Origin of the sequence: Streptomyces sp. NPDC007991 (assembly GCF_042958445.1) — a bacterium.
Taxonomy (GTDB): domain Bacteria; phylum Actinomycetota; class Actinomycetes; order Streptomycetales; family Streptomycetaceae; genus Streptomyces.
On record NZ_JBIBJD010000003.1, the window covers coordinates 280,922 to 300,605 of the forward strand.

A 19,684-nucleotide genomic window follows, 5' to 3' on the forward strand; every position below is an offset into this window, starting at 1 on the left:
GTCTTGGCACAAGGGACGTTTTCCCGCGCCCGGACGGCCCCCTCCGTCGTAGGCTCCGAGCCAGACGCACCCCACCCGACGTAAGGCGGCCCGAAAGAGACATGGCCAGCAGCGAGTACGAGCGCAGGATCGCCGCCCGGTTCGCCACCTTCGACCAGGACGGCAACGGCTACATCGACCGCGAGGACTTCTACGGCGCGGCCAAGGCGCTGCTCACGGAGTTCGCCGTCGCGGCCCGGTCCGACAAGGGGCAGGCGCTCTACGGCGGAGCCGAGGCGTTCTGGCAGGGCATGGCCGGGATAGCGGACCGCGACGGCGACCAGCGCATCACGCGCGAGGAGTTCGTGGGCGGCGCGGTCAAGCGGCTGCGCGACAACCCCGACCGGTTCGCCGAGATCGCCCGGCCCTTCCTGCACGCGGCCCTGGACGTCGTCGACACCGACGGTGACGGCGCCGCGACGGTCGAGGAGGCCGCCCGCGTCCTGAAGTGCCTGGGTGTCCCCGAGGACATCGCCGGCCCGGCCGCCGCCGCGCTCGACGCGGACGGCGACGGCAAGGTCGGCGAGGCCGAGGTCGTCCCCGCCTTCGCCCGCTACTTCACCGTGCCCGAGTAGCCACCCCCGGCGCCGGGCGTCACGTGCCCGCGAAACGCTCGCGCAGCTTGTACTTCAGCACCTTCCGCAGGGTCTCGCCCCGCGGGAGGGCGTCCACCACCTCCAGCCGCTCCGGCAGCTTGTGCACGGACAGTCCCTCGGCGCGCAGGAAGGAGGTCACGGCAGCGAGCGTCAAGGGCTCGGCGCCCGGCGGCTGTTCCACCACCGCGCACACCAGCTCCCCGCGCGCCGCGTCCGGCAGCCCGATCACCGCCACGTCCCCGACCGCCGGATGCCGGTGCAGCAGGTCCTCGATCTCCTGGGCCGAGATGTTCTCGCCCTTGCGGATGATCACGTCCTTCAGCCGGCCGGTGAGGACCAGGTGCCCGGTCTCCGTCAGCCGCCCGAGGTCGCCGGTGCGCAGGAACCCGTTCTCGTCGAAGGCCTCGGCCGTCTGCCCCGGGTCCAGATAGCCCCGGCACACCGCCTCGCCGCGCAACCGCACCTCCCCGTCCACGATCCGTATCTCCATGCCCTCGGGCGGCCGCCCCTCGGTCGTCGCCAGCTGCTCGGGGGTGTCGCCGGGCGACCCCATGGTGATCATCGGCACCTCGGTCATGCCGTAGCCGTGGGTGAGCCGCACGCCCATCTCGCGCACGACGGCGTGGTACAGCTCCGGCGGCTTGGGCGCCCCGCCCCCCGCCAGCAGCCGCAGTGACGGGACGACCGGAACACCCGGCTGTTTGCGCTGCTCCGCCAGGAACATCGAGTAGAACGCCGTCGACCCGCCCGCCAGCGTCACACCGTGCCCGCGGTACGCCTCCAGCGCGTCCGGCAGCGCGAACTGCTCGAACAGCACCGCCGGGAAGCCGTACAGCAGCAGCATCACCGTGTAGTCGGGCCCGCCGATGTGGGCGTAGGGGAAGGCGATCGACCCCACGTCGCCCGCCGAGGGGCGCAGCGCGTGGGCGAGGCAGGAGCCGCCCGCGAGCAGGGAACGGTCCGTGTGCAGCACGCCCTTGGGGTCGGAGGTCGTGCCGGACGTCCAGTAGATCCAGCGGACCGCGGTGCCGTCGGAGGGCGGGGCAGGCAGCACGGACGGATCGCCGTCGGGCAGGTCGTCGTAGGCCTCGAAGACGCCCCGCGCGCCGAGCCGCCGGGCCATCTCCGCGTGGTCGAAGCCCCGCCACACGCCCGGCACCGCGAAGAACTCCGCCTTGGACTCGCGCAGCGCGAAGCCGACCTCGCGGTCCCGGTAGAAGGGGATCACCGGCGTCTGCACGGCGCCGAGGCGGGCCAGCGCGAAGGAGAGCAGGGCCGTCTCGATCCGGGTGGGCAGCTGCCAGGCGACGACCGTGCCGGGGCGTACGCCCATGCCGTACAGGCCGGCCGCGACCCGCTCGGCACGTGCACGCAGGGCGCCGAAGGTGAGCACGCGGTCGTCCTGGAGGAAGAGCGGGCGGCCGGGGGTGAGGGCGGCGCGGCGGGCGAGAAGCTCCCACAGGGTGCGCGACGAACTCAGGGCGTGCGGGGTCTCGGTCACGGCTGCCCCCTGCTGCTTGGCTGACGGGTCGTCAGGTGGGATGCTATCTGACGATGCATCAGATAAGTACCGTCCGGCGGAGGGGACCCATGGCGACCGAACTGCCCCGCATCATCAGCGTCGACGACCACGTGATCGAGCCCGCCCACCTCTTCGACACCTGGCTGCCCGCCAAGTACCGCGACCGCGGGCCCAAGGCGCTGACCGCCGGGATCGGTGAACTCGCCTACGTCGGCGGCAAGTACCGCATCACCATGGACCCGGACGGCCCGCCCACCGACTGGTGGGTCTACGAGGACCTGAAGTTCCCGTACAAGCGCAACATCGCCGCCGTCGGCTTCGACCGCGACGAGATGACCCTGGAGGGGATCACCCGCGAGGAGATGCGGCGCGGCTGCTGGGACCCCAAGGCGCGGCTGGAGGACATGGACCTCAACCACGTCGAGGCCAGCCTCTGCTTCCCCTCCTTCCCCCGTTTCTGCGGCCAGACCTTCGCCGAGGCGCACGACAAGGAGGTCGCCCTGGCCTGCGTGCGCGCCTACAACGACTGGATGGTGCAGGAGTGGTGCGGGGACAGCGGCGGGCGGCTCATCCCGCTGTGCCTGATCCCGCTGTGGGACGTCGGCCTGGCGGTCGCCGAGATCCGGCGCAACGCCGCGCGCGGGGTGAAGGCCGTCACCTTCTCCGAGATCCCCACCCACCTCGGGCTGCCGTCCATCCACTCCGGCTACTGGGACCCGTTCTTCGCGGTCTGCCAGGAGACCGGGACGGTGGTCAACATGCACATCGGGTCCTCGTCCCAGATGCCGGCCGCCTCCCCGGACGCCCCGCCCGCCGTCCAGGCCTCGCTCAGCTTCAACAACGCGATGGCCTCGATGATGGACTTCCTCTTCAGCGGCGTGCTGGTGCGCTTCCCGCACCTGAAACTCGCCTACTCCGAAGGCCAGATGGGCTGGGTCCCGTACGCCCTGGAGCGCGCCGACGACGTCTGGGAGGAGCACCGCGCCTGGGGCGGCGTCCGCGACACCGTCCCCGAGCCGCCGTCGACCTACTACTACCGGCAGATCTTCTGCTGCTTCTTCCGCGACAAGCACGGCGTGGCCTCGATCGACGCGGTCGGCCGCGACAACGCCACCTTCGAGACCGACTACCCGCACGTCGACTCGACCTTCCCCCACACCAAGGAGGTCGCCCTGGACCACGTCAAGGGCCTCGACGACGAGACGGTGTACAAGCTGATGCGGGGCAACGCCATCCGGATGCTGGACCTGGACCTCGACCGCTGATGGACCTGTCGGACACGCCCGAGGAGGAGGAGTTCCGGGCCCGGCTGCGGGACTGGCTCGCCAAGACGCTCCCCGGCCTCCCGCCCAAGCCGTCCCCCGACGACTGGCCCGGACGGCGGGCCTACGACCTCGGCTGGCAGCGCAGGCTCCACGACGCCGGATACGCCGGCGTCCACTGGGACGCCTCCCCGGCCGTCCGGCTGATCTTCCTGGAGGAGACGGAGAAGGCGGGCGCGCCCTATGTGGGCGCCAACTTCGTGGGGCTGCTGCACGCGGGGCCGACGATCGCCGCCGAGGGCACGGACGAGCAGCGGGCGCGCTGGCTGCCGCCCATCCTGCGCGGCGAGGAGGTCTGGTGCCAGGGCTTCAGCGAACCGGACGCCGGCTCCGATCTCGCGGCCCTGCGCACGCGCGCGTGGCGCGACGGCGACGCCTACGTGGTGACCGGCTCCAAGATCTGGACCTCCCACGCGGAAGTCGCCGACTGGTGCGAGCTGTTGGTGCGCACCGATCCCGAGGCGCCCAGGCACCGGGGCATCACCTGGCTGGCGATGCCCATGGACGCGCCCGGCATCACCGTACGGCCGCTGCGCACGCTCGCCGGCTCGGCCGAGTTCGCCGAGGTCTTCCTCGACGAGGTGCGGGTGCCCGTGGCGAACCGGGTGGGGGACGAGAACGACGGCTGGCGCGTGACCATGGTGACGCTGTCCTTCGAGCGCGGCACGGCCTTCGCCGGCGAGGTCGTCGCCTGCCGCCGCGTCCTCGGCGAACTGGCCGTCGCCGCCCGCGAGAACGGCCGCTGGGACGACCCGGCGCTGCGGCGCCGGCTGGGCAGGCTGCACGCCGAGTTCCGGGCTCTGTGGCGGCTGACGCAGTGGAACGTCAGCGCCGCGCAGGCGTCGGGCGGCGTGCCGGGCGCCGCAGGCTCGGTCTTCAAGCTTCGGTACTCGCACGCCCGCCAGGAGCTCTACGACGCCGCAGCCGAGGTGCTGGGCGCCGACTGCCTCGACCTCGACCGCCCCTGGACGCTGGACCGCCTGTCCTCCCTGTCGTACACCATCGCGGCCGGCACCTCCCAGATCCAGCACGGCATCATCGCCGAGCGGATCCTCGGCCTGCCGAAGGGACGGTGACCGTGCGCTTCCGGCTGACTGAGGACCAGCGGGCCTTGCGGGACGCAATGCGGCAGCTGCTGGCGCGGCACTTCGACGGGGAGGCGCTGCGGGCCGCCGCCGAGGGGCCCGCCCGGCTCGACCGGGGGCTGTGGCGGGCCCTCGGCGACGCCGGGTTCTTCGCGCTGCGGTTGCCTCAGGCCGAGGGCGGGGTGGGACTCGGGTTGCCGGAGGCGGTGTTGGTGTTCGAGGAGGCGGGGCGGGTGCTGCTGCCCGGTCCGTTGGCCGCCACCCATCTCGCGGCCGGTGTGGTGCCGGGAGCCGCCACCGGGGAGACGGTCGTCGCGGCCGTGGACGGCGGGCTCGTGGAGTGGCCGGCCCAGGCCGACGTCGTACGCGGTGACGCCGCCGGAGCCGTGCCGGTGCGCTCCCTCGACCCGCTGACGCCCCTGCACCGCGTGCCCGGCGGCACGGCGGCGGACCCGGACCCGGTCGCCGTCCTCCTCACCGCCGCCGAGCAGCTCGGCACGGCCGGCCGCGTCGGCGAACTGGCGGTGCAACACGCCCGGGCGCGCGAACAGTTCGGACGGCCCGTCGGGAGCTTCCAGGCGGTGGCACACCTGTGCGCCGGGATGCTGGTGCGGTCCCGGACGGCCCGCGCGGCGGTGTACGCGGCGGCCGTCACCGCCGACCCGGTCGACATCGCCGCCGCCCGTCTGCTCGCCGACGAGGCCGCCGTGCGAGGCGCCCGCGACTGTCTCCAGGTGCACGGCGGCATGGGCTTCACCTGGGAGTCCGAGGTCCATCTCCATCTGAAACGCGCATGGGTTCGAACCCAGCGTGCGGGGGGAGTTACGGAGAGTGAGGAGATTCTCGCGGCCGCTCTGGCGGCCGGAGCGGCCTGACGGGCCGCCTTGCTGCGGTGTCACCGAACGTGCCCGCGGGGATGTCGCGGATCGTGGCAGTGCGTGATCACGGAGCGTTGATGTCGGCCGGTGCCCCCGGAGTGACTCGTCACGGCCCGGAGTCGGCTGCGGGCTCCGGTACCTTGTGTGAGATGCGAGTGGTTCTGAGCGCGGTACGACCCGGTAACGCCGCCTGTTCGACTCCCCGCGGCGAGCGTCGCACAGTATGCCGCACGGGTACTCCTTCGCGCTGGAATATGCCCGAAGCGCTTGTTGGGGTGACTGTACGTCAACCATGCTGTCCCACAAGGGATTCACGTTCCGTGATCCTTGTCCCGGCCGTTGTTCTGGCCATGCAGAAAATGGCTACGATCGTGGCCTTCGTGAGGCGCGAGCCTAAGTGTCCGCCGGTTCGGATGGTGTGAGCGGTGCAGGTGCTTCAAGTGCAGCTGGAGATCCGGCCCGACCCCGCAGAGGTGGGGCGGGCCCGGCGGTGGGCCCGCTCCCGCCTGGCCGGGTCGGGTATACAGGCCGACGAGCCGCTCGCCGAGACCGTGATCCTGCTCGTCTCGGAGCTGGTCACCAACGCCGTGGTGCACACCGGCCGGCCCGCCGTGGTGCGGCTGTCCCTGCCGCACGCGATGGCCGAGGAGGTCACCGTCCGCCTCGAGGTCGCCGACCGCAGCGGCCGGGCCCCCGTACCCCGGTGCGCGGACGACGACGCGACCGGCGGCCGGGGCCTCGCCCTCGTCGACGGCCTCGCCGACCGCTGGGGCTGGAGCGTGGAGAGCACCGGCAAGCGCATCTGGTGCGAACTGGACCGGTGTGCGAAGTCGCCCGAGGTCACGTCGGGGTGCGGTGGCGCGGCGGCGTACGGCGGCGGGGCCGCCGTGGAGGGGTTGGCCTACGAGGCCGTGTGAGCCGGCGTGGGGCGGTGTACGGCGGCACATGCCGCGCGGTGTTGCGGCCGGGCCGGGGCGCGGTCGCAGGCGGGGCCTCCGTTGTCGTCATGGCATGCGGCGATGCGCCGGGACGTGCTTCCGTGCGCGCCCACGGTGAAAGCCGCATAAGCCACAAATCCCCGAACGGGTGTTGACGGGTCGTGACCGTTTGCTCACGCTTGTGTGCAGCGATTCGCCGTGAGGGGACGGCGAGGGCCGGCGACGGCGGCCCTCGGCGAGTGTGAGTCGTGATTCGGCGTCGGCTCCCTGTTTTCAGGGCCACGGGAGCCGGGGCGGGAGCGCCGGAGTCGGGTGGCGGCGCGCGCTGCCGTGCTCGGGGCGAGCGGCGCGGCGCCGCCATCCAGCCTCCTGGGGCGGATGGCGGCCTGGCGTGCGGGCCTGGTCCTGGCCCTACAGGACGGCGACCGGGGCCACCGGAGAGCCGGTCGCTCCCGTGAACGGCTCGGGTGTCGCCGCCAGCAGGAACGCGTAGCGGCCCGTTTCTCCACAGGCTGTGGACAACTTTTCGAGATTCCAGTTCTGGCCCTGCGGCATCCCCATCTCCACGAGATGCAGGGCGTGCACCGGCAGCCACAGGTCCTCCACCTCGGGCGGGAACACCTCGAAGGTGAGGGTGTCGTTGGCGACCGCCGCGACGTCGCGTGCGTGGAACCACTCCGGCGTCCGGATCGACAGCCCCGGCGACGGATACGCGTACGCGTGCCGGTCCCCGGCCAGGCAGAGCTGGACCTGCCCCGTCCGTACGAGCACGATGTCACCGGCCCGCACGCGCGTACCGGCCAGGTCCTCGGCCACGTCCAGGTCCTCGGGCGTGACGGCGTGCCCGCCGTCGAGCCGGTCCGTGCCCCGGGCCCGGGCGACGTCGAGCAGCACGCCGCGGGAGACGAGGTGCCGGACCTTGTCGATGCCGCTGAACTCGGCGCCGTCGTGCGGGGTGATGGAGTGCGCCGGGCGACCGTTGTAGAGCCTGCCCGAGTGCGAGACGTGCGGCAGCGCGTCCCAGTGGGTGGCCGCCTGGAGCCCCATGGTCACGGCGTCGTCGCTGCACGCGACGGTGCCCGGGCCGAAGAGCTCCTGGTTGATCTGCACCATGACGTGCAGCGGGTCGATCCGCCCCGGGATCATCCCCGTCTGGACGCCGTCGCGCCCGAGGGGCAGCGCGAGCGGGATCCGGCGACCGGTGCGGATCGTCGCCGCGGCCTCCCGTACGACCTCGTCGGTGATCAGGTTCAGTGTGCCGAGCTCGTCGGCGGCTCCCCAGCGTCCCCAGTTGTTCACGCGCTCGGCGATGTCGTGGAACGCGTCCGGCAGCGACACGAGTCCTCCCCGGGGCTTGTGTTCCCGTATCTGACGGGTCGTAGAATCTGGAGGTCTGCAAATCTAACGGTCCGTCAGAAACCGTGGGACGGGAAGGGGCCGGGCGTGGGGAACTTCTTGGCAGGCAAGGTGGTCGCCGTCACCGGCGCCGGCCGGGGCATCGGCCGGGCGGTCGCGCTCGCGGCGGCGGCCGAGGGCGCGAAGGTCGTCGTCAACGACTACGGCGTGGCGGTCGACGGCGCCTGTCCGACCAGTGCGGTCGCCGAGGCCGTGGTCAAGGAGATCCAGGCGGCGGGCGGGGACGCCGTCGCCGTCGCCGACGACATCTCCACGATGGCGGGCGGGCAGCGGGTCGTCGACGTGGCGCTGTCGTCGTACGGGCGGCTCGACGGAGTGGTCTGCGTGGCCGGGATCCTCCGGGAACGGATGCTGTTCAACATGACCGAGGAGGAGTGGGACGCGGTCGTCGCGACGCATCTGAAGGGCACGTTCACCGTGTTCCGGGCCGCCTCGGCGGTGATGCGGGGGCAGCGCGCCGGCACGCTGATCGGCTTCACCAGCGGCAACCATCAGGGGTCGGTGTCGCAGGCCAACTACAGCGCGGCCAAGGGCGGGATCATCTCGCTCGTGCGCAGCGCGGCGCTGGGGCTGCACAAGTACGGGGTGACCGCGAACGCGGTGGCGCCGGTCGCGCGTACGCGGATGTCCGCGGGGGTGCCGATGGAACTGGCGGAGATCGGGGAGCCGGAGGATGTCGCCGCGCTGGTGGTGTATCTGCTGTCGGAGCAGGCCTCCCGGCAGGGGATCACGGGGCAGGTGTACACCGTCGCCGGGGCGAAGATCGCGGTGTGGGCGCAGCCGAGGGAGTTGCGGGCCGTGTACGCCGAGGGCGGTGCGTGGACGCCGGAGCGGATCGCGGAGGTGTTGCCGGGGTCGGTGGGGATGGATCCCATGCCGATGCTGGAGCGGGTGCGGGAGATGGAGCGGGCGGCGCGGGAAGGGGAACGGCCGAACGCCCAGTAGCTCGGGGGCGGGGGTCGTACGGCGGCTGCGGGTGCGTGGGGGCTTGTCGCGCAGTTCCCCGCGCCCCTAGGGCACCTCATCTCAAGCCCAGTCATCGAAGCGAGGGCGGCAACCGTGGATTTCGGGTTCGTGCAAGAAGACGAGGAGTTTCGTGCCGAGGCTCGGGCCTGGCTGGCCGCGCATGCCAAGGGCGCTAGCGACCGCCGCTCCTGGGAACGCACCCTCGGGGCGGCCGGCTGGATCGGGATCGGGTGGGGGGCGGGCGGGTACGGCAACCGCACCGCCACGCTCACCCAACAGGTGGTCTGGGCCGAGGAGTACGCGCGGTCGGGCGCGCCCCCGCGCTCGGGGCACATCGGTGAGAACCTCCTGGCCCCCACGCTCATCGCGCACGGCACCGAGGAGCAGAAGTCCCGCTTCCTGCCCCCGATCGCCGCCGGCGAGGAACTCTGGTGCCAGGGCTACAGCGAACCCGGCGCCGGCTCGGACCTGGCCGGTGTCCGTACCGCTGCCGTGCCCGAGGCGGACGGTCGTGCCTACCGCGTCACCGGGCAGAAGATCTGGACGTCACTCGCGCACGAGGCCGACTGGTGCTTCGTGCTCGCCCGCACCGAGCCCGGCTCCCAGCGGCACCACGGACTGACCTTCCTGCTCGTCCCCATGGACCAGCCGGGCCGCATCGAGGTGCGGCCCATCCGGCAGCTGACGGGCACCAGCGACTTCAACGAGGTCTTCTTCGACGGGGCGCGCGCGGAGCAGGTCGTCGGCGGTGCGGGCAACGGCTGGCGCGTCGCCATGAGCCTCCTCGGCTTCGAGCGGGGCGTGTCCACGCTGGCTCAGCAGATCGGGTTCGCCGAGGAGCTGGGCAGCGTGGTGCGGACGGCCGTGGAGTCGGGCGCGGTGACGGATCCCGTCGTGCGGGAACGGCTCGTACGGCAGTGGGCCGAGCTGCGCACCATGCGCTGGAACGCCCTGCGCACCCTGGGCGGTTCGGGTGACGCGGGCGCCCCGAGCGTGGCGAAGCTGCTGTGGGCCGGCTGGCATCAGCGGCTCGGGGAGCTGGCGGTGCTGGTGCGTGGCGCGGCGGCGAGCGCCGGTCCCGGGGACTGGTCGCCGGCGTCGCCGTACGCACTGGACGCGGCGCAGCACCTCTTCCTCTTCTCCCGGGCCGACACCATCTACGGCGGCTCGGACCAGATCCAGCGCACGATCATCGCCGAGCGGGTGCTCGGTCTGCCCAGGGAGCCCAAGGGAGCCGCGTGATGCGAGGCGTGATCTTCGACGGGAAGCAGGTCCGGGTCGTCACGGATCTTCAGGTGCGGGAGCCGGGGCCGGGGGAGGTGCGGGTCGCGATCTCGGCGGCGGGGCTGTGCCACAGCGACCTGTCGGTGGTGGACGGGACCATACCCTTCCCGGTTCCTGTGGTGCTGGGCCATGAGGGGGCGGGTGTGGTGGAGGCGGTGGGGGAGGGCGTCACCCATGTCGCGCCCGGGGATCACGTGTCGCTGTCCACACTCGCGAACTGCGGTACGTGCGCGGAGTGCGACCGGGGACGCCCGACGATGTGCCGGCAGGCGATCGGGCGTCCGGGCCGGCCGTTCCGGCACGCCGGCCTGCCGGTCCACCAGTTCGCCGCGAACTCGGCGTTCGCGGAGCGCACCGTCGTGAAGGCCGTCCAGGCGGTCCGGATCCCCGAGGACGTCCCCATGGCGTCGGCGGCGCTCATCGGATGCGGGGTGCTGACGGGGGTGGGCGCCGTGCTGAACCGGGCGCGGGTCGACCGCGGCGACAGTGTCCTGGTGATCGGTGCGGGCGGCATCGGACTGAACGTGGTGCAGGGGGCGCGGCTCGCGGGCGCCCTGCGGATCGTCGCCGTCGACGCCAACCCCGCGAAGGAGGAGGTGGCACGCCGCTTCGGTGCGACGGACTTCCTCACCTCGACGCAAGGCCTGCGGGACATCCTGCCCACGGGCGTGGACCACGCCTTCGAGTGCGTCGGCCGGGTGGAGCTGATCCGGCAGGCGATCGACGCGCTGGACCGGCACGGCCAGGCGGTCCTCCTCGGGGTGCCGCCGGCCACGGCCGAGGTGTCCTTCCGCGTCTCGTCGATGTACCTCGACAAGTCCGTCCTGGGCTGCCGCTACGGCTCCTCCCGACCCCAGCGGGACATCGCCCTGTACGCCGAGCTGTACCGCCAGGGCAGGCTGTTGCTCGACGAACTCGTCACCCGGACCTATCCGGTCGAGGACTTCGAGAAGGCGGCGGCGGACGCGGAGGCCGGGCGGGTGGCGCGCGCGGTCCTCACGTTCTGACGGCCCCCTTGTCTCTGGCGGTCCGGAAGGTGCGCCGGTAGGCGGTGGGCGTGACACCGAGCGCCGCCTGGAGGTGCCGGCGCATCGACTGGGCCGTACCGAAGCCCGCGTCGCGGGCCACCTGGTCGACGGAGCGGTCGGTGGTCTCCAGCAGGTGCCGGGCGCGTTCCACGCGCTGCTGGGTGAGCCACTGGCCGGGGCTGACGCCGGTCTCCTCGCGGAAGCGGCGGGTGAACGTGCGCACCGACATGGACTCCTGGGCGGCCATGTCGCGCAGCTGGATCGGCTCGTGGAGACGGCCCAGGGCCCAGGTGCGGGCGGTGGTGGTGGAGGCCTGCTGCGGATCGGGCACCGGCCGCTCGATGTACTGCGCCTGGCCGCCGTCGCGGTGCGGCGGTACGACCGTACGGCGGGCCACGTCGTTGGCGACGGCGGCGCCGTGGTCGCGGCGCACGATGTGCAGGCACAGGTCGATGCCGGCGGCGACGCCCGCGGAGGTCAGCACGTCGCCGTCGTCGATGAACAGCACGTCCGGGTCGACCCGGATCCTGGGGAAGAGCCGCTGGAGGCGCGCGGCGTCGGCCCAGTGGGTGGTGGCGGGGCGGCCGTCGAGGAGGCCGGCCGCGGCGAGGACGTAGACGCCGGTGCAGATGGAGGCCAGCCGGGTGCCGGGCCGGACGCGGGCGAGGGCGGCGGCCAGTTCGTCGGTCAGCACGCCCTCGCGGTGGACCGGGCCGAGCCGGTACGACGACGGGATGACGACCGTGTCGGCTTCGGCCAGGGCCTCCGGTCCGTGCGCGACGTGGATGGCGAAGTCGGCGTCCGTGCCGACGGGGCCCGGCGCCCGGACCGAGCAGGTCACCACCTCGTACAGGCGCCGCCCCAGGGCGTCCTGGGGGCGGCCGAAGATGCGGTGCGGGATGCCCAGTTCGAAGGGGAGCAGTCCGTCGAGGGCGAGGACGACGACGCGGTGGGGCCGGAAGCCTGCGGCCGGATCCGGGGCCGGACCGGAGTGGCTGGCCGATGTCATGGCCCGATCCTAGCGAATGCTGTCCTCCGGGCCACTCGATGGAGCCTGCCGCAGACCGGAAGCTCTATGCCGTGACCCAGACAAGCGAAGCCGCAGCAGTCGCACAGCAGCCGTCGAAGCCGGGCCGTGGCAGCCGCATCCGCGTGCACCGGGCCTGGTTCGTCGCCGCCGTCACCTTCGTGACCATCATCGGCGCGGCCGCCTTCCGTTCCGTGCCGGGCCTGCTCATCGACCCGTTGCACGACGAGTTCGACTGGTCGCGCGGCACGATCGGCGCCGCCGTCTCGGTCAATCTCGCGCTGTACGGACTGACGGCCCCGTTCGCGGCGGCCCTGATGGACCGGTTCGGCATCCGCCGGGTCGTCGCGGTCGCCCTGACGGTCATCGCGCTCGGCTCGGGCCTCACGGTGTGGATGACGGCGGCCTGGCAACTGATGCTGTGCTGGGGCCTGTTGGTGGGCCTCGGGTCCGGCTCCATGGCGCTGGCGTTCGCGGCGACCGTCACCAACCGCTGGTTCACCGAGCGGCGCGGCCTGGTCAGCGGCATCCTCACCGCCGCGTCCGCCTCCGGCCAGCTGATCTTCCTGCCCCTGCTGTCCTGGATCGTCGAACGGCACGACTGGCGCCCGGCGGCCGTGACGGTCGCGCTCGCCGCCCTCGCGGTCGTCCCGTTCGTCTGGCTCCTGCTGCGCGACCACCCCGCGGACGTGGGCCAGAAGCCGTACGGCGCCACCGAGTTCGTACCGAAGCCCGCACCGGTTCCCGGCGCCGCCCGCCGGGCCGTGACCGTCCTGTTCTCGGCCGCGCGCACCGGCCCGTTCTGGCTGCTCGCCGGCACCTTCGCGATCTGCGGCGCCTCGACCAACGGCCTGATCCAGACCCACTTCGTGCCCGCCGCGCACGACCACGGCATGCCGCTGACGACCGCCGCCTCGCTGCTCGCGGTCATCGGCGTCTTCGACGTCGTCGGCACGATCGCCTCCGGCTGGTTCACCGACCGCTTCGAGGCCCGGCGCCTGCTCGCCGTCTACTACTCCCTGCGGGGGGTCTCCCTGCTCTTCCTGCCCCTGCTGCTGGTGACGCCCGGCGTCCAGCCGCCGATGATCTTCTTCATCGTCTTCTACGGACTCGACTGGGTCGCCACCGTCCCGCCCACCCTCGCCCTGTGCCGCGAGCAGTACGGCGAGGACAGCGCGATCGTCTTCGGCTGGGTCCTCGCCTCCCACCAGGTCGGCGCGGCCCTCGTCGCCTTCCTCGGCGGCCTCGCCCGCGACACGTTCGGCTCGTACGACGTGGTCTGGTATGCGTCGGGGGCGTTGTGCGCGGTGGCGGCGCTGATGGCGTTGGTGATCCGGCGGCGGGGGGTGGCGGTGGAGGCCATGGCCTGAGAGGGGGCTCGCGCGCTTTCAGGCAGGGCCGGGCTCGGTGAAGGCCTCGCGGCTGTGCCGGAGCAACTTCCGCAGGGCGGGGCTGGGCGGGCTCTTCCAGACCAGGGCGAGCAACGCCGGCGTTTCGACGTCGTCGACGGGGCGGGCGGTGAGCCGGTCGCCGTGGTGCGCGGCCATCGAGTCGCTGAGGAGGGCGACGCCGAGCCCGCGGGCGGCGAGGTCGGCGATGGCGTCCGCGGAGCTGGCCTGCAGGGCGATCGCGGGCTGGAGGCTCTGCGCGGCGCAGGCGCGGTCGAATACGGTGCGCAGGCCCGTACCGGGTGGCATGCACACGATGGGGTGAGCGGCCAGGTCGCGCAGGGTGACTCGCCGCCGTTCCGCCAGGGGGTGCCCGGCCGGAACCGCTGCGACCAGCCGCTCGCTGGTGATCGTCAGCGCGTCCAGCCCGTCCGGGGCGGCGGCTGCGGTCCCGATGAGAGCCAGGTCGACGGCGTCGGCGCGGACGCCCTCGACGAGCCGGTCGGAGTTGTCCTCCAGCAGGGAGACCTCCACACCCGGATGCGCCCGGTGGAAGGCGGCGAGGGCGTCGAACAGCGGCGTGACGGTGCAGCCGATGACCATCCCGACCGTGAGCCGCCCCCGGATCAGGTCGGTGACCTCCCCGACCGCCTGTCCGACCGCGTCGGCCGCGGCGAGCGCGGCGCGGGCGTGTTCGAGGGCCGCCTTTCCCGCGACCGTGAGGGTGGCGGTGCGCGCCGAGCGGTGGAACAGCTCGGCGCCGAGTTCGCGCTCCAGCCGGCGGATCTGGGCGCTGACGCCGGACTGGCTGATGTGGACCCGCTCGGCCGCCCGGGTGAAGTTCTGTTCCTCGGCGACTGCGACGAAGTACTCCAACTGCCTCAGTTCCATGACGGACAATTCTAGTTTCCAGAAGAACCATCTGTTGGACTTCTGACCCGCGGGGGACCAGGCTGGAAAGCGCTGGAAAGCAGCGGAACCCACTGAAGCCCGACGTCAGGAGGCAGCCGTGCCGGAGTACGAGAAGGCCATGCGGCCCGAAGACATCACCCGCCTGTTCGTCGAACGCTCCAACGCCGGTGACGCGGCCGGGGTCGCCGCACTCTACGAAGAGGACGCGGTGCTGGCCTACCCGCCCGGCGAGCGGACGGTGGGCCGGGAAGCGATCCGTGCGCTGTGGGAAAAGGTGCTGGCGGGCCGTCCCCGCTTCGAGCCGGAACAACCGCTGCCGACTCTCGTCAGCGGCGACATCGCCCTCACCTCGACCCCGCCGAAGGACGGGACCGGCGCCCGGGCCCAGGTCGTCCGGCGCCAGCCCGACGGAAGCTGGCTGCGCCTGCTCGACCAGCCCGAGTTCGTCTCGCCCGGCCGCTGAGCGTCGGCTCCGGTGCCGGCACCTGGGCGGGTCGGCCGGCGGGTCATCGGCGCTGCCGGCCGCCTGTGGTGTTCCAGGGCCAGGTGACCAGAATGGTGCGCATCAGCCGGGTAGCGGTCGAGAGCCGGCTGTCGGCGGCCCGGTGCAGGGTGAGGGTGCGGCGGCAGGCGGGGTCGTCGATGCCGATCCAGGCGCCCGGTGCGCTGATGTCGGCACCACGGGCCATGGCCGGGATGAGGGTGAGGCCGATGCCGGCGCTGACCAGGCCCGCGAGGGCGGCCGGCTCGTCGCCCTCGCAGACGATCCGCGGGGTCAGATTCCGGTCGGCGAAGAGCCGGTCGAGCAGGCGGCGCTGCCAGTGACCGGGCCGTGAGATCACAAACGGCTCCTCGCGCAGTTCCTCGACACCGACCAAGGCGCGGGAGGCGAGCCGGTGGCCGGGCGGCGCGGCCAGCCAGACCGGCTCGTCGTGCAGGTGGACGCTGTCCAGTCCGTCGCCCGGGATCGGCTGGGAGGCGACGCACAGGTCGACCTCGCGGGCGTGCAGGGCGCGGTGCATGTCCTCGGCGGGCATCTGGTGGAGTTCGACGTCGATGTCGGGGTGGGCGTCCTTGTAGGCGGCCAGAGGGCCGGTGATCGTCAGGAACGTTTCCGAGGCCAGCCGCACGCCGCCGACGCCGTCGCGGGCCGCCTCCGCCACGGCACGGCGTCCCGCTTCCAACTCCCCGAGGGAGCGCTCGACGTGATCTCGGAAGAGCCGCCCCGACTCGTTGAGCCGCAGACGACCGGCCCGATCGAACAGCGGCGCGCCGAGTTCGGACTCCAGCCGCGCGATGGTGCGGCTCAACGACGGCTGAGCGACACGCAGTTCCGTGGCAGCCCGGCTGAGGTGCTCCAGCCGTGCGACGACGAGGAACTGCCGGAGCGCGTGCAGATCCATCGCCGCTCTCTCCTCTCATAGCCCCGATCGCATAGCAGCATAGCCATATTGATCTTTGACGTGATGCCGTATCGAGCATGACTGTGGATGGCGTGACCACCACAGGTGAAAGACCATCAACAAGCCTGCTTCCCTCGGGCCTTGCGGGTCTGCTGTTCCGTGCGGCGGTGACCGTGCACACCGTTGCGGCCTTCGGCCAGCCGGTCTTCGCGGGCGTCTATCTCACCGGGGAGATCGGCGGCCTCGACTGGCACGCTCGCGGCGCCGACGTCGTGTTCTCCCTCGGACTGCTGCAAGCCGTCGCAGGCGCCGCGGCCTGGGCGCGGACGCGCCGCTTGTGGCCGACAGCCGTATCGGTGCTGATCGTGGCGGCCGAGACGGGGCAGTACATGGCGGGGTTGTCCGGCCTGCTGTGGGTGCACCTCCCTCTGGGCGTGATGATCATCGCGGCGTTGGCCGTGCTGTCCGCCGCGGTCTGGGTGCGGCCGCTGCCGAACCGCGCCGTGGCGGGGCGAGCCGGAGATGCGGGTGGACCGCGGGGGAAGGAGACCCATGTCTGAGCGACCGGGACTCGTCCCTGACGACGGCTGGAGCAGCACGGAGTGGACCCGTCGGCGCGTGTTCGGACTAGGCGGCGCACTGGGGTTGGCGACGGTCGGAGGACTCGCGCTGTCCGGTGCGATGGCCCACCGTCCGGCCGGCACCGGCAACCAGCTGCGCAGCGCCGTGCCGCTGCCCAAGCCGTACACCGTGCCGCTGCCCATCCCGCCCGTCCTCGAACCGGCCGGCACCTCTGAGGGCGCCGACCGGTACGAAATCACCCAGCGCCAGGTGTCCGCGGAGATCCTGCCCGGAGTCCGAACGGAGCTGTGGACGTACGACGGCACCTTCCCCGGGCCGACGATCGAGTCTCGCCGCGGACGACCCGTCACCGTGGCGCACCGCAACGAGCTGCCCGTGCCGACCGTGGTGCACCTGCACGGCGGGCGCACCCCCGCCGCCTCTGACGGCTACCCCACCGACCTGGTCCTCCCGCAGAGCCGGCCCGGCCCCGCGGCGCACCACCACTCCGGCGCACACGCCATGCCCGACCCCCGCGCGGTCATCAGCCGGACCACGCGTGAGTACACCTTCCCGATGGACCAGCGAGCGGCGATGCTCTGGTACCACGACCACCGCATGGACTTCACCGCCCCGGCGATCTGGCGCGGCCTGGCCGGGATGCACATCATCCGCGACGACACCGAGGACGCCCTCGATCTGCCCCGCGGAGAACGCGAACTGCCGCTGATGATCGCTGACCGGTCGTTCGCCTCCGACGGCTCCCTGGCCTACCCGTCCATCGACCCCGCACTGCGCGAGCGGCCCGGCGTGCGGGCGCCCTACGCGGCCGGCGTGCTCGGCGACGTGATCCTGGTCAACGGCGCCCCGTGGCCCGTCCACGAGGTGGTCACCTCCCGGTACCGGCTGCGGCTGCTCAACGCCTCCAACGCCCGCCACTACGAGCTCCAGGCCGTCACCGAGGACGGACGCCGACTGGATCTGACGCAGATCGGCGCCGATCAGGGCCTGCTCGCCGCTCCCGTCACCCACACCACCCTGCCGGTCGCACCGGCGGAACGCTACGACGTGGTCGTCGACTTCGCGGGCCTGCCGGTCGGTAGCAGGGTGCGCCTGATCAACCGGCTCGGCACCGGACGCACCCGCGAGGTGATGGCCTTCCGTATCGGGCGCCGCGTCCGGGAAGCCACCCGCATCCCCGCACTGCTCGCCGACGACCTGCCCGCCTGGCGGCGCTCCGAGGCAACCAGTGTCCGGGACTTCGCCTTCCGCGCCGGACATACGCGGCACGGCCGCGGCTGGGTCATCGGAGGGCGAGCCTTCGATCCCTCGCGCACCGACGTCCGCACCCGGCTCGGGGCCGTGGAGGTGTGGCGGTTCGTCGCCGACGTCCACCACCCCATCCACCTCCACCTGGTCGGTTTCCGGGTGCTGGCCCGCGGCGGGCGCGCGCCCCTGCCGCACGATGCGGGACTGAAGGACACCATCTCGCTGCGACCGGGCGAATCAGCGGAGATCATCACCCGCTTCGACGGCTACCGCGGCCGCTACCTCTTCCACTGCCACAACGCGGAACACGAGGACATGGGCATGATGGCCAACATCGAAATAACCTGACGCACGCTCACTTGTCCGCCTGCTGGTCATGCGCTGAACACGGCGTTGCGGCGTAGCTGCTGCGCGCACCACCGGAAGTGCCCGTCGCGGTCGTCCATGCCGAAGAGGTCGTAGGTCGTGAGGGCGTACGCGGCCTGATAGGCGGTGAGGGTCGCCGGCGGGTACCCGAGCTCGCGGGCGAAGAGCCTGGTGAGTTCCGCGGTGTGCTCCTCGGCGTGCGGCCCGTACATGTCCCAGATGGCGGCGGTGACAGCGGCCTCGAAGGCCGGGTCGCCCGCGGTCGTGTAGAAGCCGAAGTCGAGCACCGCGACGGGCCGTCCGGCGGCGTCGATGTGGATGTTGGGCGGGACGAGGTCGCCATGGATTACCGTCACCGGGGCGTCGGGGAGCGAGCGCAGTGCCTTCCGCGTGCGTTCCACTCCCGCCGCGAAGTCCGGCACACAAGCGGCCAGCGCGGCACCGTGCCGGGCTGCGGCCCGGGCGACCAGGGCCGCGAGGGCGTCGCGGAAGCAGTCGTGATCCCGCCACAGCGGACGGTCATCACCCTGGACGGTCAACTGGCGCATGGCGTCGGTGCCGGGCACGGAGGCCAGACCCCGCAGGACGGACAGGAGCGCGTCGTTGTGCCGGGTGGGCAGCTCGCGCTCATAGGCCGCGTGCGCGGAGTCGGCCCGCATCGAGCCTCCGGGCAGCTCACGCTCGTACGTCACCAGGACGCCCTCGTGGTCCTCGACGCCGAAGATTTCCGGTGTGGAGAACGGCAGGTGGTGCCGTGCGATGTCCGCGTACACCTGGCGGGTGAGATCGAGACCGGCCGGCGGCCGACCGGTCCACACCTTGGCGGTCCGGCCCTCGCCCAGTCGGTAGACGACGCCCTCGACGCCGGCGCCGATACGGCGGACACCCGTGTGCCCGCGGTCGGCGAAGTAGGCAAGCCACGGGTCGGGGAGTGGAGCTTCCGCATGGGGGTTGTTCTCCATCCGCGTATTAGACCAGGGCCTCCTGATCGGCCGCTTCGTTGGCGCGGTCGATCTCGGACATGTGCTCCTCCGCCCAGGTGCGCAGCCCCGCGAGAGCGACTTCCAGGGACAGTCCGAGTTCGGTGAGTCGGTAGAAGACCCGCGGTGGCACGGTCGGTTCGACCCGGCGTGACACCAGCCCGTCCCGGGTGAGGCGGGCACCCCCCGTTCTCCTGCTGCACGGCTTCCCGCACACCTGGCGACTCTGGAGCGGCATCATGGGCCGACTGGCCGGGCAGCACCGGGTCATCGCCCCGGACCTGCGGGGCTTCGGGGCCAGTGAACGTGCCGTCGAGGGCTACGACGCGGGCACCGCTCCCGCCGTCCTGCTCGCGCTGCGCCGGCCCGGCCTCGTCCGGCGCCTGTCGTGATGGAGTCACTGCGCGGCCGTCTGCCCGGAGCAGCTGCGCGTTCTCCTACTGCCGAGCCCTGCCCGCCAGCGCGCGGCAGATCCAGGACGCCGTCGCGAGGCCCGGCTGACCATGCCCACCATGGCGATCGGCTCTCACCCCGTCGGCACCGGGCTCGAACGCCAACTCCGGCCCATCGCCGATGACCTGGCCGGACACCATCTCCTTCCGGGGCCGTGCCTATCCTTGGACCAGTCCGTTCATCTCTTGGAAGGTCCGTTGATGACACTCGGCATGGTCCTCGGTGACGTGGTCGTCGTGACGTCGCAGGTT

Annotated in this window: 18 protein-coding genes and 2 pseudogenes; 13 read left to right on the plus strand and 7 right to left on the minus strand. The window is 72.4% G+C overall.

The window, feature by feature from the left end; translation table 11 throughout:
- The first annotated feature begins 101 nt into the window (after window positions 1-101).
- Window positions 102-614, plus strand: a complete 513-nt coding sequence (locus ACFZDA_RS09725; protein ID WP_391077542.1) for an EF-hand domain-containing protein — start codon at window positions 102-104, stop codon at window positions 612-614.
- 19 nt (window positions 615-633) lie between these two features.
- On the opposite strand, the gene ACFZDA_RS09730 is transcribed toward ACFZDA_RS09725, so the two are convergent.
- Window positions 634-2,136: an AMP-binding protein gene (locus ACFZDA_RS09730; protein ID WP_391077544.1), complete on the minus strand. Its 1,503-nt coding sequence runs from the start codon at window positions 2,134-2,136 to the stop codon at window positions 634-636.
- An 89-nt stretch (window positions 2,137-2,225) separates the two neighbouring features.
- On the opposite strand from ACFZDA_RS09730, the gene ACFZDA_RS09735 reads away from it, so the two are divergent.
- The 4 genes from ACFZDA_RS09735 (at window position 2,226) to ACFZDA_RS09750 (ending at window position 6,359) form a co-directional block, all read left to right on the plus strand.
- Entirely contained in the window at window positions 2,226-3,422 is a 1,197-nt protein-coding gene (locus ACFZDA_RS09735) for an amidohydrolase family protein (protein ID WP_391077547.1), read from the plus strand.
- Window positions 3,422-4,555 (plus strand): acyl-CoA dehydrogenase family protein, encoded by a 1,134-nt coding sequence (locus ACFZDA_RS09740; RefSeq protein WP_391077549.1) that lies wholly within the window; start codon window positions 3,422-3,424, stop codon window positions 4,553-4,555. The genes ACFZDA_RS09735 and ACFZDA_RS09740 overlap by 1 nt, the downstream gene beginning before the upstream one ends.
- Before the next feature lie 2 nt (window positions 4,556-4,557).
- Window positions 4,558-5,439, plus strand: a complete 882-nt coding sequence (locus tag ACFZDA_RS09745) for an acyl-CoA dehydrogenase family protein (RefSeq protein ID WP_391077551.1) — start codon at window positions 4,558-4,560, stop codon at window positions 5,437-5,439.
- A 443-nt stretch (window positions 5,440-5,882) separates the two neighbouring features.
- Window positions 5,883-6,359: an ATP-binding protein gene (locus tag ACFZDA_RS09750; protein ID WP_391078553.1), complete on the plus strand. Its 477-nt coding sequence runs from the start codon at window positions 5,883-5,885 to the stop codon at window positions 6,357-6,359.
- Window positions 6,360-6,791: 432 nt separating this feature from the next.
- Here the strand turns inward: ACFZDA_RS09750 and ACFZDA_RS09755 are convergent, their stop codons facing one another.
- Complete coding sequence (locus ACFZDA_RS09755) at window positions 6,792-7,718, minus strand: cyclase family protein (RefSeq protein ID WP_391077553.1); 927 nt, start codon at window positions 7,716-7,718, stop codon at window positions 6,792-6,794.
- Between the two features lie 105 nt (window positions 7,719-7,823).
- Here ACFZDA_RS09755 and ACFZDA_RS09760 point away from each other — a divergent pair, with 105 nt between their 5' ends.
- The 3 genes from ACFZDA_RS09760 (at window position 7,824) to ACFZDA_RS09770 (ending at window position 11,053) form a co-directional block, all read left to right on the plus strand.
- Complete coding sequence (locus ACFZDA_RS09760) at window positions 7,824-8,741, plus strand: SDR family NAD(P)-dependent oxidoreductase (protein ID WP_391077555.1); 918 nt, start codon at window positions 7,824-7,826, stop codon at window positions 8,739-8,741.
- 114 nt (window positions 8,742-8,855) lie between these two features.
- Window positions 8,856-10,004, plus strand: a complete 1,149-nt coding sequence (locus ACFZDA_RS09765) for an acyl-CoA dehydrogenase family protein (protein ID WP_391077558.1) — start codon at window positions 8,856-8,858, stop codon at window positions 10,002-10,004.
- Window positions 10,004-11,053: an alcohol dehydrogenase catalytic domain-containing protein gene (locus ACFZDA_RS09770; RefSeq protein ID WP_391077560.1), complete on the plus strand. Its 1,050-nt coding sequence runs from the start codon at window positions 10,004-10,006 to the stop codon at window positions 11,051-11,053. Before ACFZDA_RS09765 ends, ACFZDA_RS09770 begins: the two co-directional genes overlap by 1 nt.
- On the opposite strand, the gene ACFZDA_RS09775 is transcribed toward ACFZDA_RS09770, so the two are convergent.
- Entirely contained in the window at window positions 11,043-12,083 is a 1,041-nt protein-coding gene (locus ACFZDA_RS09775; RefSeq protein ID WP_391077562.1) for a helix-turn-helix domain-containing protein, read from the minus strand. The genes ACFZDA_RS09770 and ACFZDA_RS09775 overlap by 11 nt on opposite strands.
- A 71-nt stretch (window positions 12,084-12,154) precedes the next feature.
- Between ACFZDA_RS09775 and ACFZDA_RS09780 the strand changes: the two genes are divergently transcribed.
- Window positions 12,155-13,471: an MFS transporter gene (locus ACFZDA_RS09780; RefSeq protein WP_391077565.1), complete on the plus strand. Its 1,317-nt coding sequence runs from the start codon at window positions 12,155-12,157 to the stop codon at window positions 13,469-13,471.
- A gap of 18 nt (window positions 13,472-13,489) precedes the next feature.
- On the opposite strand, the gene ACFZDA_RS09785 is transcribed toward ACFZDA_RS09780, so the two are convergent.
- Window positions 13,490-14,380 carry a LysR substrate-binding domain-containing protein gene (locus tag ACFZDA_RS09785; protein ID WP_391077568.1) on the minus strand — a complete coding sequence of 297 codons (891 nt, stop codon included), beginning with the start codon at window positions 14,378-14,380 and terminating at the stop codon, window positions 13,490-13,492.
- A gap of 118 nt (window positions 14,381-14,498) precedes the next feature.
- Between ACFZDA_RS09785 and ACFZDA_RS09790 the strand changes: the two genes are divergently transcribed.
- Window positions 14,499-14,864 carry a nuclear transport factor 2 family protein gene (locus tag ACFZDA_RS09790; RefSeq protein ID WP_391077571.1) on the plus strand — a complete coding sequence of 122 codons (366 nt, stop codon included), beginning with the start codon at window positions 14,499-14,501 and terminating at the stop codon, window positions 14,862-14,864.
- 43 nt (window positions 14,865-14,907) lie between these two features.
- Here the strand turns inward: ACFZDA_RS09790 and ACFZDA_RS09795 are convergent, their stop codons facing one another.
- A complete protein-coding gene (locus ACFZDA_RS09795; protein WP_391077573.1) occupies window positions 14,908-15,804 on the minus strand; it encodes a LysR substrate-binding domain-containing protein in 897 nt (298 codons plus the stop codon).
- An 83-nt stretch (window positions 15,805-15,887) separates the two neighbouring features.
- Between ACFZDA_RS09795 and ACFZDA_RS09800 the strand changes: the two genes are divergently transcribed.
- Window positions 15,888-16,364 carry a hypothetical protein gene (locus ACFZDA_RS09800; RefSeq protein WP_391077576.1) on the plus strand — a complete coding sequence of 159 codons (477 nt, stop codon included), beginning with the start codon at window positions 15,888-15,890 and terminating at the stop codon, window positions 16,362-16,364.
- Window positions 16,357-17,982, plus strand: a complete 1,626-nt coding sequence (locus tag ACFZDA_RS09805) for a multicopper oxidase domain-containing protein (protein ID WP_391077578.1) — start codon at window positions 16,357-16,359, stop codon at window positions 17,980-17,982. Before ACFZDA_RS09800 ends, ACFZDA_RS09805 begins: the two co-directional genes overlap by 8 nt.
- 26 nt (window positions 17,983-18,008) lie before the next feature.
- Here ACFZDA_RS09805 and ACFZDA_RS09810 read toward each other — a convergent pair whose 3' ends face one another.
- Both ACFZDA_RS09810 and ACFZDA_RS09815 read right to left on the minus strand, forming a co-directional pair.
- Window positions 18,009-18,962, minus strand: coding sequence for a phosphotransferase (locus ACFZDA_RS09810; RefSeq protein ID WP_391077581.1), 954 nt, complete (start codon window positions 18,960-18,962; stop codon window positions 18,009-18,011).
- A 7-nt stretch (window positions 18,963-18,969) separates the two neighbouring features.
- A pseudogene (locus tag ACFZDA_RS09815) lies at window positions 18,970-19,155 on the minus strand (winged helix-turn-helix transcriptional regulator); the annotation flags it as partial.
- Here ACFZDA_RS09815 and ACFZDA_RS09820 point away from each other — a divergent pair.
- A pseudogene (locus tag ACFZDA_RS09820) lies at window positions 19,151-19,582 on the plus strand (alpha/beta fold hydrolase); the annotation flags it as partial. The pseudogenes ACFZDA_RS09815 and ACFZDA_RS09820 sit on opposite strands and share 5 nt — an antisense overlap.
- Window positions 19,583-19,684: the final 102 nt, after the last annotated feature.